Source organism: Thalassospira profundimaris WP0211, from assembly GCF_000300275.1.
GTDB lineage: Bacteria > Pseudomonadota > Alphaproteobacteria > Rhodospirillales > Thalassospiraceae > Thalassospira > Thalassospira profundimaris.
Genome location: NZ_AMRN01000003.1, coordinates 100,010 through 115,138, shown reverse-complemented (window position 1 = coordinate 115,138; position 15,129 = coordinate 100,010). Strand labels below are relative to the sequence as shown.

Genomic DNA, 15,129 nt, shown 5'->3' with positions numbered 1-15,129 from the left:
TTAGGCAGCTTCGGCCATCTTCTTGGCTTTTTCGATGGCTTCTTCGATGGTGCCGACCATGTAGAATGCCTGTTCCGGCATGTGGTCATATTCACCAGCGCAGATCGCTTTGAAAGCCTTGATGGTGTCTTCGAGCTGAACGAACACGCCCGGAGTACCGGTGAAGACTTCTGCAACGTGGAACGGCTGCGAAAGGAAACGCTGGATCTTACGGGCACGTGCCACAACCAGTTTGTCTTCTTCCGAAAGCTCGTCCATGCCGAGGATGGCGATGATGTCCTGCAGACCTTTGTAGGTCTGAAGAACACGCTGAACTTCACGAGCGGTCTCGTAGTGTTCCTGACCAATGACGCCCGGATCCAGAGCACGCGAAGTGGAGTCGAGCGGGTCAACTGCCGGGTAGATGCCGAGCTCGGCAATCTGACGGTTCAGCGTGGTGGTTGCGTCAAGGTGGGCAAACGAGGTTGCCGGTGCCGGGTCAGTCAAGTCATCGGCCGGGACGTAAATTGCCTGAACCGAGGTAATGGAACCTTTTTTGGTCGAGGTAATACGTTCCTGCAGCGCACCCATGTCGGTTGCCAGCGTCGGCTGATAACCCACAGCAGACGGGATACGACCGAGAAGTGCCGACACTTCCGAACCCGCCTGGGTAAAGCGGAAGATGTTATCGACGAAGAACAGAACGTCCTGGCCTTCTTCATCACGGAAGTATTCCGCAAGGGTCAGACCGGTCAGAGCAACACGTGCACGTGCTCCCGGGGGTTCGTTCATCTGGCCATAAACCAGTGCGGCTTTGGATTCGCCTTCCGGGTTGATAACGCCCGATTCCATCATCTCGTGATAGAGGTCGTTACCTTCACGGGTACGTTCACCAACACCAGCAAAGACCGAGTAACCACCGTGGCCTTTTGCCACGTTGTTGATCAGTTCCATGATAAGGACGGTTTTACCAACGCCCGCACCGCCGAACAGACCAATTTTACCACCCTTGGTGTACGGCGCGATAAGGTCGATAACCTTAATGCCGGTCACAAGGATTTCGGTTTCGGTGGACTGATCGATGAAGTCAGGTGCTTCACGGTGGATCGGAGAGGTCTTGGCTGCATTAACCGGACCACGTTCGTCAACCGGCTCACCGATAACGTTCAGAATACGACCAAGGGTTTCCGGACCAACCGGAACCGAGATCGCGTCACCGGTGTCGGTGACTTCCTGACCGCGCTGCAGACCTTCGGTGGTGTCCATTGCGATCGTACGGACCGCATTTTCACCAAGGTGCTGTGCAACTTCAAGAACCAGACGCTGACCGTTGTTGTCAACATGCAGCGCATTCAGAATGGGAGGCAGATCGCCGTCGAATTTAACGTCGACGACGGCGCCCATTACCTGGGAAATTTTCCCCGCCTTCTTGTTCGCCATAGTTATTGTCTCCTGCTCGGACAAAGCTATCCGTTAACTTCCTGCGACCCGCTTACAAAGCCTCGGCGCCGGAAATGATTTCAATCAGTTCATTGGTGATCTGAGCCTGACGTGAGCGGTTGTACTGGATGCTCAGTCGGTCGATCATATCGCCGGCATTGCGGGTTGCGTTATCCATCGCGGACATACGCGCACCGTGTTCAGATGCGCTGCTTTCAAGCATTGCACCGAAAATCTGGACGCCAACGTTACGCGGCAGCAAATCAGCCAGAATGGCTTCTTCGGACGGTTCGTATTCATAAACCGCAGAAGAACCAGTTGCTTCTTCCTGCTCGTCTGCCTCTTCACCCGTGAACGGGATCAGCTGCTGAGCGGTTGCCACCTGCGAAATCGCAGACACGAACTTGTTGTAGAAGATCGTGCAGACGTCGAATTCGCCTTCGTCGTAAAGCGCCAGAACCTTGTCTGCCACCTCGGTTGCCGAAGAGAAATCAATCCCCTTCTTGCCCTCGATGCCAGTATACCGGGCGACAATATTGTCACCAAATTCACGCTTGAGCGCATCTGCACCCTTGCGGCCAACACAGATCAGCTTCACCGTCTTGCCTTCAGCCTGCAGGGCTTTGGCTTTCAGACGGGTTGCTTTGACGATCGATGCGTTAAAACCACCGCAAAGGCCACGGTCTGCGGTGAAGACGACGAGCAGATGCACATCATCCTTACCGGTACCGGCCAGAAGCTTTGGCGCCCCTTCATTGCTGCCGACGGCAGTTGCAAGACGGCCCAGCATCGTCCCCATGCGTTCAGCATAGGGACGGGCTGCTTCCGCTGCATCCTGTGCACGACGGAGCTTGGAGGCTGCCACCATCTTCATCGCCGAGGTAATCTTCCTCGTCGATTTGACGCTGGCAATGCGCGAGCGCAGATCCTTCAAACTAGCCATTGCGTTTCCTCCTTCGCCTAAGTTTCAGTCTTACGCGAAGGTTTTCGCGAACTTGTCGAGGAACGCTTTAAGCTTGGCTTCGCTGTCATCGGACAGAACTTTCTCGGTGCGGATCGCATCGAGGATATCAGCGCCAGCCGAACGAATTTCGGACAGGTACTGTTCTTCGAAAGCGCGAACCTTGTTCACCGGAATGCTGTCGAGATAGCCTTTAACACCAGCGTAGATCACAACAACCTGCTCTTCGACCTTGAGCGGCGAGTACTGCGGCTGCTTGAGCAGCTCGGTCAGACGTGCGCCACGGGCCAGAAGTTTCTGGGTTGCCGGATCAAGATCCGATGCGAACTGTGCGAATGCTTCCATCTCACGATACTGTGCGAGTTCCAGCTTGATCGAGCCAGCAACCTGCTTCATCGCTTTGATCTGTGCGGACGAACCAACACGCGAAACCGACAGACCAACGTTCACAGCCGGGCGTACGCCTTTGTAGAACAGGTCGGTTTCAAGGAAGATCTGACCGTCGGTGATCGAGATCACGTTGGTCGGAATAAACGCCGAAACGTCGTTACCCTGGGTTTCAATAACCGGAAGTGCGGTCAGCGAGCCAGCGCCGTTTTCGTCATTCATCTTTGCCGCACGTTCCAGCAGACGGGAGTGCAGATAGAAGACGTCACCCGGGAATGCTTCACGTCCCGGCGGGCGGCGAAGCAGCAGCGACATCTGACGATAAGCAACAGCCTGCTTGGACAGATCATCATAGAAGATGGTTGCGTGCATGCCGTTGTCACGGAAGTACTCACCCATTGCGCAAGCAACGAACGGTGCGATGAACTGCATCGGTGCCGGGTCGGATGCGGTCGCAGCAACAATGATGGTGTTTTCCATCGCGCCGCGCTCTTCAAGGACCTTAACAACCTGTGCAACGGTCGAACGTTTCTGACCAACTGCAACATAGATGGAGAACATCTTGTCGCTGTCGGATTTCGCTGCATCGTTCACCGGCTTCTGGTTCAGAATGGTGTCAACGATGATGGCGGTTTTACCGGTCTGACGGTCACCAATGATCAGCTCACGCTGGCCACGGCCAATCGGGATCAGCGAGTCAATCGACTTGATGCCGGTCTGTACCGGCTCGTGAACCGATTTACGCGGGATGATGCCCGGTGCCTTGACGTCAGCAAGGCGACGTTCTTTTGCACCCAGTTCGCCTTTGCCGTCGATCGGGTTACCCAGACCGTCAACAACGCGACCAAGAAGTTCTTTACCAACCGGAACGTCAACGATGGCACCAGTACGTTTAACCTGGTCACCTTCCTTGATCGAACGGTCAGAACCGAAGATCACGACACCAACGTTGTCTTCTTCGAGGTTAAGGGCCATGCCCTTAATGCCACCCGGGAAGTCAACGAGTTCACCAGCCTGGACGTTGTCCAGACCGTAAACACGGGCAATACCGTCACCGACAGACAGAACCTGACCGACTTCGGCAACTTCGGCTTCAGCACCAAAATTGGCAATCTGATCCTTAAGAATAGCGGAGATTTCCGCGGCGCGGATTTCCATCACGCAACCCCTTTCATAGCGAGCTCGAGCTTCTGCAGTTTAGTACGAAGCGAGGCATCAAAAACCCGGGAACCGACCTTGACGACAAGACCGCCAAGAACAGCCGGATCAACTTTAAGGTCCACTTTTACAGTGGCGCCGACAACTTCTTTGAGAGCGCCGGTAACGGCTTCGATTTGCTCTTTTTTCAGCTCGGAAGCCGAGGTCACCTGTGCGGTAACTTCGCCCTTGTGAGCCGAGAGCATGGAAAGGTAGGAATCAATGACATCCGGCAGGGCAAACAGACGACGCTTCTGAGACAGAAGCCCTACGGTCTTCTTGGTCAACTCGGAAACGCCAAGCTTGTCCAGAAGAGCCGCCATCGCCTTGGCCTGCACGTCCCGGGAAATCACGGGACTGCGGAGTACATTCCGGAGGTCATCGCTGGTTGCGATGGCCTGGTCGAGCAATTCAAGATCGCTTTTGACAGCATCAAGCTGGTTGGCCGAGTTGGCCAAGTCAAATAGTGCTGTGGCGTAGCGCCCTTGGAGCCCGGTCGCGGCAGTATTTTGGGACACCGGTGAAAGCCCTCAATTCTGGTTATGAGAACGACTCGGATACGTATAAAAAAATGATCCCCCGAAAGGGTTTCCTTCCGGGAAGCGAGCGTTTGGTATCACATGTCCTTTGAGTGGGCAACCCCCGCGCAAGCGCAATTGCGCCCTCTTTTCCATTCTTTGGCAAAGTTCGGCCAAAACACCCCGAAATCGCCCATTTTTAAGGCAGGCTTACAACTATTTAATAAGATGCCTCTGGTTGGGGATGGGGCCGCGAGGTTAATGAAATCCTGATTCAGCCGACGAATCCCCGAATTGCACAGAGTTGGTTTTTGTCGTGGCGGCAATTATCGGGATAAACCGGTCGAAACTGTAACCGACTTCACACCTGACCGAGACTTGAGGTGGCCCAGTAGAACTACCTGGTTCCCGGATCATCGCGAGGTATCATCACATTAAATCAAGTGACGTCGATGGTTTCAGACGTGTGATCCCGTGCCATCGCCCTTTGATACCCAGGTTCGTGATCGATTGATCGCCATCTTGGCCTGAACTTCCTGATCAAGATCGAGGTTGAACTGATCAGCCAGACGATACAGCAAAATCAGAACATCGGCGGCCTCTTTGCCGATCTCGCTGATGTCGCGATCCTGAACCGCTTCACCAAGTTCCTGCATTTCCAGAAGTGCGCGTTCCACAAGCGATGCCGGATCACTGACCGGGCCAAATGTCTGCTCTGCCCAATCGCACATGCTGCGCTGATTTTCAGATGATTCGTTATTACTTTCACAAAGCATTATCAAATTAACTCCTTAAATATAATATGACAGCAGATGCACCTGCGCCGTTTTCAGGACAACAGGAACGACAATGAAGACGCCAACGGCACGAAAACAAAGCTTCCTTGAACTGGGAATTTGCCTTTGTGCAGCAGTGTGCCTGATCCTGTTATCGTGGAAAAGCCCTTCGGCCCGCACCCTTGTGATCGAGGGGCTTGAAGAAGCCCCGTTGAAATGGGTTGGCCATGAAGACCCCATGGGCATTGATATCGACATCATGACCGAGGTGCTGCGCACTATGGGAATCCGGGATTATGTGTTCCGGTTTGTCGATAATGGCAGCCGTTTGCTGCACAACGCCCGCAACGGCAACTCGGACATCGTCCTGACGCTTTCGATGAATGACGAGCGCGCCGAATTCCTTCTATATCCCAATGAGGCGCATCTGCTGCTGGATTGGCGGTTTGCAATCCGGGCCGAGGACAAAGAAAAAATCCGGTTCGAGGAGTTTTCCGATCTCGCACGGGTGCGGATCGGGGCTGCGGCCGACTATTCCTATACCAGCGCCTTCTGGAATTCCGGTCTTGATATCCAGACAGTGGCCCGCAGTGACCTTCTGATCCCGATGTTGCTGCAAAACCGGTTTGACGCGGTACCGGTCAATTACCTCAACACCATTTATGACAGTTTGCAGAATCGCTATCGCAACAAGATCGCCTTTCTGCATCCACCACTGCGTCGTGCGCCCTATTATAATGTGTTCTCAAAGGCATCCGATTATCCCGACAAGGAAGCTTTCCTGAGCCGGTATGACGAAATCATCCGTGAAATGCGCGAAGACGGCCGGTTGCTTCGTATCTTTGAAAGATACCTTGGACCGGACGGGTATGACTGGTGGCAGTCGCAATATTCGCAATGAGCGACACGACGCGAAGCAATCCCGACTACATAAAGCTGTAGGGGTCGATATCGACCTGCACACGCACACTGCCCGGTGTTTTGACCTTTGACAGCCAGTCATGGATCAGTGCCTGCATCTTGACCGACTTGTCGGCACGGATCATGAAGCGGCGACGATAACGCCCGCGCAAAAGCGACAAAGGTGCGGGTGCCGGGCCCAGAACCATCAGTCCATCCCCGCGCGGCGCAACCCGGCCGATGCGCCATGCGGCCTCATCAACTTCGCTTTCCTTTTTGCCACTTATAATAAGGGCGGCCAGCCGACCATGTGGCGGCATGCCATGGGTCATACGTTGCGATAGCTCCACCTCGTTAAAGGCATCACGATCACCAGCGGCAATTGCCTTGATCACGCGGTTGGCCGGATCGGCTGTTTGCAGCATCACCGTTCCCGGTCGATCGCCACGGCCTGCGCGGCCCGCCACCTGGGTTAGCAATTGATAGCTGCGCTCGGCCGCGCGTAAATCGCCGCCAGCCAAACCCAGATCGGCATCAACCACCCCGACGAGCGTCAACATCGGGAAGTGATAGCCCTTGGCCAATATCTGGGTGCCGATCAAAAGGTCGACTTCGTGATTATGCACGCGATCAATCAGCTGTGCCGCGGCCTTGGGGCCCATGATGTTGTCGGATGTCGCGACCTCGACCCGGATATCGGGAAAAGTCTCAACCGCCTCTTCATACAGGCGTTCCACCCCCGGACCACAAGGGGCTAGTTTTCCCTCTGCCCCGCAGGACGGGCAGGCATCCGGGGCCTTGGCCTGATAGCCGCAATGATGGCATTGCAACTTGCCCCATGCCCGATGTTCGACCAGCCAGGCCCTGCAGTTCGGACACTGGAACCGATGACCACAGGCCCGACATAGGGTAAGCGGCGCATAGCCCCTCCGGTTCAGGAACAGCATCGCCTGTTCGCCATTGGCAAAGGTTTCTGCCAGCCGTTTTTTAAGCGTCGGCGTGATCCAGCGATTGCGTTGGGGTTTGTCTTGGCGGATATCGATGATCTCGACAGATGGCAACACCGCGACACCATGACGACTGCCAAGTTGAACATGCTGATAGCGTCCGGCTTCAACATTGGCCAGGGTTTCAAGCGATGGGGTCGCGGAAGCGAGAACAATAGGGATATTGCCCAGATGCGCCCGTGTCACGGCCATGTCGCGGGCGTGATACATCACGCCGTCTTCCTGCTTGAAGGCGTGTTCGTGTTCCTCGTCGACCACGATCAGACCAAGGTCATGATAGGGCAGGAAAAGGGCCGACCTGGCACCGACGACAAGCTTGGCCGATCCATCGGCCACCGCGCGCCAGGTATCACGACGCCGGGCCTGCCCGACTTCAGAATGCCAAAGGGCAGGTTCGACGCCAAACCGATCGCGGAAACGTTGCAGCCACTGGGCGGAAAGTGCGATTTCCGGCAACAGGACAACAACCTGCTTGCCCTGCGCCAGCGCGGCACGGACCGGTTCAAAATAAACTTCGGTCTTACCCGACCCGGTCACACCATCAAGGAGCGTGCAGGAAAAACCATCGTCATCAAGGCGCGCGCACAGCGCATCAGCGGCCTCGTTCTGTTCGGGTGACAAGTCCGGTCGCGGAATATCAAGATCAGGTGCCTCAAACGGCGATGGCGGGGTGACCATCAGGCGCTGCACAGCGCCAGCTTCGACCAGCCCCTTGATGACACTCGCCCCGGCACCGGTTTCGCGCAGGATTTCGCCCTGCTCCATCGGCGGATGATCGGCCAGAAACGCCAGAACGCGTTTGCGCGGCGGCGTCATGCGCAGAGATGTAGCGTCAAATTCCGGATTTAGGGTAAATCGAAAGATCGGTTTGGGGGCCTCAAGCGCATCTGGCACGCTCATGGCCATACGCAACACCGCCCCTTGCGGCGCCATGGTATAGGCCGAAACCCAATCAATGAATTTGCGGGTGACATCGGCCATCGGCGGGGTTGGCAAAACACCGAAAATTTCACGCAGCTTGGCGGGGTCAACATCGCCCTTGGCATCGCCCCAGACGACACCGCGCTGGGTTTGACGACCGAGGGGAATTTCAACGAAATCACCGGGTGCAACAGAGACGCCTTCGGGCACCAGATAGTCATATGGCCCGGCCAAAGGCAGCGGTGGCAGGACGCTCACGGTCTGGGCGGTTACCTCAAAGGCCGGATCATTCGCAAACAAATTTCCAGAGGTGGCCTTTGCGGCACGCATATATTATAAACCCCGTGAGGTTGCCCATCAGACCGAGCCGTTTCAGGAACGCCAGACATATGGGCACAGAAACAAACGGTCCCACAGCAAGGATCTGGTTCCGTCATCAGATGATCCAGAACCTAGCAGCTAACCGCATCATTGAACAACAGGTCCTAAACAGGAATTCCAATGAAGTTTTTCATCGATACCGCTGACATCGACGCAATCCGCGAACTGGCCATGTCCGGCCTCGTGGACGGTGTCACCACCAACCCCTCGCTGGTAGCAAAGTCTGGCCGACCGTTTCTCGAACTGATCAAGGAAATTTGTGAAGTTGTTGACGGTCCTGTCAGCGCAGAAGTTGCTGCGACCGACTACGAAACCATGGTTGCCGAAGGCCGCAAGCTTGCCAAAATCGCCGACAATGTCGTCGTCAAGCTGCCGCTGACCGCTGATGGCCTCAAGGCTTGCCGTACCTTCACCGACGAAGGTATTCAGACCAACGTAACCCTTTGCTTCTCGGTTGGTCAGGCCATTCTGGCGGCCAAAGCAGGTGCGACCTATGTTTCGCCGTTCGTTGGCCGTCTGGATGACATTTCCTCGGATGGTATGCAGCTGATTGCTGACATCGTTGATGTTTATGGCAACTACCCGAACTGGACCACCGAAGTGCTTGTTGCTTCGGCACGTGGCCCGCAGCACGTTGTCGACTCGGCCCGTCTCGGTGCTGACGTTGTCACCATCCCGCCGCAGGTTCTGGGCCAGCTGACCAAACACCCGCTGACCGACAAAGGCCTTGAAGCCTTCCTCGCCGATTGGGAAAAAACCGGCCAGTCGATCCTGTAATTTTGGATCGCTGATCGCGACAGACATATAAAAACCCGCATCGCGCGCGGTTTTTAACATGCATTTAACCCGGCAGCCCGCATTGTGGCAGCCGGGTTTTTTGTTTCTCACTTTTCAAGCCGGAACCGATGGAAAAGACAGCTTTGCGCGCCGACGATGTGGCGGACTACCTTGCCGAACATCCTGAATTCTTCACTACGCGCCCGGACTTGCTTGAAAGTCTTGATTTGCCGATGCGTGAACTGGGCAATGGCGTTGCCGACATGCAGCAATATGTCGTTGCGCGCCTGCGCGATGAACGTGAAAAGCTGCGCGGTGCCACCAGCGAACTGATCAATATTTCCAAATCCAACCTCGAAACCCAAAGCCGCATTCACCGTGCGGTTCTGGCCCTTTTGAATGCGCGCGGATTTGAAACCTTTGTCGAGGCACTTCAGGACCTTGTACCAGAGCTTCTTGATCTTGATGCGATTGCGCTGTGCTTTGAAGAATGCAAAGAGGCACCGGTACCAAGCTGTGATGGCCGGGTCCGGCGTCTTGTTGTAGGGGCTGTTGATCAGGTTCTGGGGGACGAGCACGATGTCTGGCTGTTACCCGATGATGCCGGTGACGAGGCGATCTTTGGCCCGAAGGCATCTGAAATCCGGTCTGCCGCGATTGTGCGCCTGGCACCATTTTATGGCGATCCGGTCGGGCTTGTTGCCTTTGGCGTCAAGGAACCGGATTATTTCAGCCCGGCACAGGCCAATGATCTGATCATGTTCCTGGCATCCGTTATCGAGTTTGGTGTGCGTCGATGGCTGACCCAAACGGTCTGACCGCCATCACCCTGCCACAGGATGTGCGCGACGCCATTGCCGACTGGCGTGGCTGGCTTGCCAATGAGCGTCGCGCGTCCAATCACACGACCGACAACTATCTGGCCGATCTTTATGCCTTTCTGGGTTTCATCAAGGATCACCTTGGCGAAACACCGACACTTAAGGATCTTCTGCGCCTGAATCCGCGCGATTTTCGAAGCTGGCTGGCACGCCGCAGCATGGATGGCATGGCCAAGACGTCGACCGCGCGTGCGCTATCCTCACTTCGCAATTTTTACCGATTTCTTGAACGATCCGGGCGCGGTCAAAACGCCGCGGTGCAATCCATCCGCAATCCTCGCCTGCCGCAATCAACGCCCAAACCGCTGGCGCCAGATGACGCCATGGCAGTGCTCGAAAATGCCGATGCCTGGCAGGATGAGCCGTGGCTTGGCAAACGTAACCTCGCCCTTTTCACCCTGCTGTATGGCTGCGGCCTGCGTATTTCCGAGGCACTTGATCTGAATGCCAATCAACGCCCGACCGGGGATTCGATGGTGATCACCGGTAAAGGCAACAAGCAGCGCCTTGTCCCGGTTTTGCCCATCGTACGCGACACCATCGAGGATTATGTCCGCACCTGCCCGTTTGCGCCCAATGGCGATGATCCCCTGTTTCTGGGCGCACGCGGCAATCGGCTTGTGGCGCAAGTCGCCCAGCGTGAAATGCGCAAGGTCCGCGAACTTTTGAACCTGCCCGATACCGCCACCCCGCATGCGCTGCGCCATTCCTTTGCGACCCACCTTTTGGCCGGCGGTGGTGATTTACGCACCATTCAGGATTTGCTCGGCCACGCATCGCTTTCAACGACCCAGCGCTATACGGCCGTGGATACCGAACAATTGATGGCGGTTTATAACGGCACCCATCCGCGCGCCCGCCGCTAGACCCCACTGCTAGAACACACATCGGAACCGTTTTGCGCGCTCAGGCGTTGGATGCCAAGACACAGCTCCGCGAAAGAGATCCAGTGATGAAGCTATTTCGATCCCGCCGCTTTGACGCCAGCCATCGCCACCGCCAGATTTACAGTGCCTATGAGATAGCCTATTCGGTCATCGACCTTTTGGCGGCCGTCCTGTTTATCGTTGGCAGCGTGTTGTTTCTTGATGATGCAACGGTCAAGGCCGGGACGTGGCTGTTTATCATCGGATCGGTGTTCTTTGCCGGTCGACCTGCCGTGCGGCTTGCCCGCGAATTGCATCTGGCCGGACTGGGTGACGAGGGTCAACAAGATAGGGCTGAGCCGGGTTCTGCCAGTAACCGCGCCGGGTCTTGAAAATCTTTTCGCAAAATTTCGGTTCCTAGCGATCACCTTTCGCCATTAGACTGCGGGCAAACACCTGATATGCCCGGAGGAAAACCATGATATTGCGTTCGAGTGGCCCGTCGCCGTTTGGCCGGAAAGTCAAAATCGTTGCCAAGATGCTTGGCATTTATGACCAGCTGACGGTTGAAGATTCCAACACCAACGACCCGGCAGATACCCTGCGCCAGCAAAACCCGCTGGGTAAAATTCCGATCCTGATCCTTGAGGACGGACGCAAGATTTTTGATAGCCGCGTGATCTGCGAATATCTTGATGCGCAGGTCGATGGCACCAGCCTGCATCCCACCGAAAGCGACGCACGGTGGGAAGCCCTTACCCTTCAGGCACTGGGCGATGGCATTGTCGATGCATCCATCTTGCAGGTCTATGAAAGCCGCATGCGCCCGGAAGAAAAACGCCATGGCGATTGGCTCTCCTATCAGGCGGACAAGGTCAAACGGTCCCTTGATCATCTGAGCGCCAATGCCCCGTCACTGGAAGGTGACCTGACAATTGGCCATGTCGCGATTGCCTGTGCGCTGGGCTATCTTGATCTGCGTTTTGAGGGCAAATGGCGCGAAAGCTATCCGGCACTGGTCACATGGCTTGAAACCTTTGATGCGCGCGTTCCGGCCTTTGAGGCCACCAAGTTTGTCGCCTGAGACTGATGCCCTTTGGCGCAATGCTGATTTCGCCAAAGGGCAAAGCTTTTAAATCAAGTGCTTAGCCACTGAAAAACAACCCGGAGCCTTTTGCACAATGTCCCGTCTGAACAGCGTTATCCGCCGCCTTCAAGCCCAACGCGATTGCCTGAATGCGGCAGCAGAAATGATCAAGGATCAGGACGGCATCGTGCTTGAAGTCGGGCTTGGAAACGGGCGCACGTTTGATCACCTGCGCGAAATCATGCCGGACCGCGAGATTTTCGTCTTTGACCGGCAAATCGCCGCCCACCCGAAATGCATCCCCGATGATGACCATTTGTTCCTTGGCGATATCTTTGAAACCCTGCCGACGGCGGTGGAGCGGTTCAAAGGCAAGGTCGCACTGGTTCACTCCGACGTCGGCACTGGGGACGAGGCGCTTAATGCCAAGATCGCGGCCTTTATCGGATCAACCCTGCCCCCGGCATTGATCAAGGGTGCAATTGTGGCATCGGACCAGAAAATCGATGTGCCGGGCACGATCGCCGAACCGCTGCCCGAAGGCGTTCCAAAAGATCGCTATTTCTTCCGTCGTTATCAGGGCTAATATCGCGCCCAGTTTTGGAATTGGTTCTGCACCCGCATCGCCCCCGTCAGCATCTTAGGAAATCGTGCCGTGGCCACCGCAAACGCCCCATCGCCCAGTGGAAGTCAATTGTCCGAAGCACAGGACTTTCTGACCAAATATCCCGATGTCGAGGCCATCGACATCATCCTGACCGACTTTCACGGCATTGGCCGGGGCAAGACGATCCGCCGTCACGAACTTGAGGGCATCTATAAATCCGGTCGCGGCTTGCCGAGCTCCTTGTTCGGGCAGGATGTCAGTGGCGAAGATGTTGATGATTGCGGCCTTGTCCAGACTGGCGGCGGCGGCGATTGCCGGTGCTGGCCGGTACCGGGCACGCTTGGCTATCTGCCCCATACCGGCCGCGGGCAGCTTTTGATTGCCATGTATGAAGAAGACGGCGCGCCGCATGACGTTGATCCGCGCAATGCTTTCGGCGCACAGGTCAAACGGGCGGAAAATCTTGGCTTCTATCCGATGGGTGCGTTCGAACTTGAATTCTATCTGGTCGATCAGACCCCCGACGCCCAGGGCCTGTATCACCCGGCATCCTATGCCATCACCAAACGGCGCAGCAAATTGCGTAACACCATGTCGGTCGACGAAATTGACGAGATGTCACCGCTTTTTGATGCGGTCTATGAAGGTGCCAAGCACCTCGACCTGACGCTGGAAACCCTGATTTCGGAATATGGTCCGGGCCAGTATGAAATGACCATCCGCTATCGCGATCTGATGCGCGCAGCCGATGACGTCATTATCGCCAAACGCCTGATCCGCACCGTGGCAAGGCGTTTTGGCAAGGAAGCGGTCTTTATGCCCAAGCCGTTCGGCAACGAAGCCGGATCTGGCATGCATTTGCACCTGTCGCTTGCAGGCCAAGACGGCAATAACCTGTTTGCCGATCAGGCGGATGGATCGCTAAGCCCCTTGATGCTCAATGCGATTGGCGGCATTCGCGGCACGATTGGCGAAACCATGTTGTTGCTCGCCCCATTCATGAATTCCTGGCGGCGTTTTGCATCGGCAATGTATTCGCCGGCCTCTGATGACTGGGGTGTTGAAAACCGCACCGTGGCATTGCGCGTGCCCGGCACACCGGGCAAAACACGCCACTTCGAACACCGTATTGCCGGAGTTGATGCCAACCCGTATCTGGTCGCGGCTGTAACACTGGGTGCAGCCCTTGACGGGATCGAGGGCAAAATTGATCCGGGCAAACCTTGCGAAGATGAAATCGGCGAGGCAAAGGCACCAAACGACCTGCCGCGTCATTGGCTTGAGGCAATTGATCAGTTTGCCGCATCCGATTTCAACAAACGCACGCTCGGCGAACGCTTCCACACCGCATTCACCAAAATCAAACAGGCAGAATACGAACAGATGGCGCTGAAGGTGTCCGCGGCGGAGTGGGAGTATTACGGATTTTCCGTCTGATCCCCTATCTGCGGGGGCGGTGCCGCAGCGATCAGTAACTTAGGTCCAAACCAAGGAAGTTGCTGAGTGCCAGGGTGATGCCCCCGACGACCAGAAGTGCAAGCACGAAGACGCCAGTGATCTTGGCGCTGGCGCGCAGGACCGCCTGTCTTCCGTACTTTTGACCTTGGTCGTAATGCCACTTGATGGCGAAGAACATCGCGGTCAGCAGTGCGACAACCTTGAACGTGCCAAAGGCGATCGGAACCCAATCCATAACAAAGACTTTCATTTACAGCAGTTATGGATGTTATGGGCGCATCTTGGCTCAAGGCAAACTTCCCATTCTGCAACCCTGTCATGAAACAGAAGGTGGCACCGGGAAGATCGGCTACTGCACGGGAATATATGGGATTTTCAGATGTAAGTGCCGTCTGGTCAGATTGCTCTGACCAGGACTATCGGCAGCGTGCAGCGCTAGGACGCGCGTTTGGCACGGTTGTTTGATTTGCGCGCCGAGAAGGCCACTTGCGGGCGGGCATCCATGGTTTTCTGATCGCGGAGATATGCGACTTCAAGATCGCGGGGCTCAACACTGAGAACCCGTGAAGTATCCGGGCGGTCAGAATTCGTATTGAGGTGAATCTGAGTCGAAACCCACTGCCATGTCGGGTATGTCAGCTTTTCATCCTGGGTTTCTTCGGTAATCACCTTATAGGATCCGGCCGGAAGGACTTCTGCAAGGCCACGCATGCTGAACGGACGTGTGAAATTCAGAATTCTCGAAGTGGTACGATTGGTCAAAAAAGGCTCCTTGCGCCGGAATGCGCGTTGGACAGGCCAAACGATCGGGACCATTCCCGCCGTCGGACACTGGCTCAGGTTACAGACAGATCAAAGTTTTCGGATTAACAACGGACAAAAGTGCCCAGGCCAATAAAATATTGGAAATTTGAGAATCAAAAAATATTTGCAGCATCAAGCATATGAATATTTTTGGTTAATTTACAACGTAATTATTTTTTATT

At 55.6% G+C, this 15,129-nt stretch carries 16 protein-coding genes; 8 read left to right on the top strand and 8 right to left on the bottom strand.

The window, feature by feature from the left end; genetic code table 11:
• The 5 genes from atpD to TH2_RS07255 form a co-directional block, all read right to left on the bottom strand.
• Entirely contained in the window at positions 1-1,419 is a 1,419-nt protein-coding gene (gene atpD / locus TH2_RS07275; RefSeq protein WP_008889764.1) for a F0F1 ATP synthase subunit beta, read from the bottom strand.
• Between the two features lie 52 nt (positions 1,420-1,471).
• The gene (locus TH2_RS07270; RefSeq protein ID WP_008889763.1) at positions 1,472-2,362 is read right to left on the bottom strand and encodes a F0F1 ATP synthase subunit gamma; all 891 of its coding nucleotides are present in this window, start codon (positions 2,360-2,362) and stop codon (positions 1,472-1,474) included.
• Between the two features lie 30 nt (positions 2,363-2,392).
• A complete protein-coding gene (gene atpA, locus TH2_RS07265; RefSeq protein WP_008889762.1) occupies positions 2,393-3,925 on the bottom strand; it encodes a F0F1 ATP synthase subunit alpha in 1,533 nt (510 codons plus the stop codon).
• Positions 3,925-4,482, bottom strand: a complete 558-nt coding sequence (locus TH2_RS07260; RefSeq protein ID WP_040823053.1) for a F0F1 ATP synthase subunit delta — start codon at positions 4,480-4,482, stop codon at positions 3,925-3,927. Before TH2_RS07260 ends, atpA begins: the two co-directional genes overlap by 1 nt.
• Before the next feature lie 458 nt (positions 4,483-4,940).
• Positions 4,941-5,258, bottom strand: a complete 318-nt coding sequence (locus TH2_RS07255) for a MazG-like family protein (RefSeq protein WP_008889760.1) — start codon at positions 5,256-5,258, stop codon at positions 4,941-4,943.
• Between the two features lie 73 nt (positions 5,259-5,331).
• Here TH2_RS07255 and TH2_RS07250 point away from each other — a divergent pair, with 73 nt between their 5' ends.
• Entirely contained in the window at positions 5,332-6,159 is an 828-nt protein-coding gene (locus tag TH2_RS07250; RefSeq protein ID WP_008889759.1) for a substrate-binding periplasmic protein, read from the top strand.
• 25 nt (positions 6,160-6,184) lie between these two features.
• On the opposite strand, the gene TH2_RS07245 is transcribed toward TH2_RS07250, so the two are convergent.
• A complete protein-coding gene (locus TH2_RS07245) occupies positions 6,185-8,416 on the bottom strand; it encodes a primosomal protein N' (protein WP_008889758.1) in 2,232 nt (743 codons plus the stop codon).
• A 171-nt stretch (positions 8,417-8,587) separates the two neighbouring features.
• Here TH2_RS07245 and fsa point away from each other — a divergent pair, with 171 nt between their 5' ends.
• The 7 genes from fsa (at position 8,588) to TH2_RS07210 (ending at position 14,122) form a co-directional block, all read left to right on the top strand.
• On the top strand, positions 8,588-9,244 hold the full coding sequence (gene fsa / locus TH2_RS07240) for a fructose-6-phosphate aldolase (RefSeq protein WP_008889757.1): 657 nt from the start codon (positions 8,588-8,590) through the stop codon (positions 9,242-9,244).
• A gap of 128 nt (positions 9,245-9,372) precedes the next feature.
• Positions 9,373-10,062, top strand: a complete 690-nt coding sequence (locus tag TH2_RS07235; RefSeq protein WP_008889756.1) for a DUF484 family protein — start codon at positions 9,373-9,375, stop codon at positions 10,060-10,062.
• Positions 10,041-10,991 carry a tyrosine recombinase XerC gene (locus tag TH2_RS07230; protein ID WP_008889755.1) on the top strand — a complete coding sequence of 317 codons (951 nt, stop codon included), beginning with the start codon at positions 10,041-10,043 and terminating at the stop codon, positions 10,989-10,991. Before TH2_RS07235 ends, TH2_RS07230 begins: the two co-directional genes overlap by 22 nt.
• Positions 10,992-11,077: 86 nt before the next feature.
• Positions 11,078-11,383 (top strand): YrhK family protein, encoded by a 306-nt coding sequence (locus TH2_RS07225; RefSeq protein WP_008889754.1) that lies wholly within the window; start codon positions 11,078-11,080, stop codon positions 11,381-11,383.
• Positions 11,384-11,469: 86 nt separating this feature from the next.
• The gene (locus TH2_RS07220; protein WP_008889753.1) at positions 11,470-12,075 is read left to right on the top strand and encodes a glutathione S-transferase family protein; all 606 of its coding nucleotides are present in this window, start codon (positions 11,470-11,472) and stop codon (positions 12,073-12,075) included.
• Between the two features lie 97 nt (positions 12,076-12,172).
• Complete coding sequence (locus tag TH2_RS07215; RefSeq protein ID WP_008889752.1) at positions 12,173-12,664, top strand: class I SAM-dependent methyltransferase; 492 nt, start codon at positions 12,173-12,175, stop codon at positions 12,662-12,664.
• 69 nt (positions 12,665-12,733) lie between these two features.
• Entirely contained in the window at positions 12,734-14,122 is a 1,389-nt protein-coding gene (locus tag TH2_RS07210; protein ID WP_008889751.1) for a glutamine synthetase family protein, read from the top strand.
• Between the two features lie 31 nt (positions 14,123-14,153).
• Here the strand turns inward: TH2_RS07210 and TH2_RS07205 are convergent, their stop codons facing one another.
• Both TH2_RS07205 and TH2_RS07200 read right to left on the bottom strand, forming a co-directional pair.
• Positions 14,154-14,378 (bottom strand): hypothetical protein, encoded by a 225-nt coding sequence (locus tag TH2_RS07205; RefSeq protein ID WP_008889750.1) that lies wholly within the window; start codon positions 14,376-14,378, stop codon positions 14,154-14,156.
• A 200-nt stretch (positions 14,379-14,578) separates the two neighbouring features.
• Positions 14,579-14,905: a hypothetical protein gene (locus tag TH2_RS07200; protein ID WP_008889749.1), complete on the bottom strand. Its 327-nt coding sequence runs from the start codon at positions 14,903-14,905 to the stop codon at positions 14,579-14,581.
• Between the last annotated feature and the right edge of the window lie 224 nt (positions 14,906-15,129).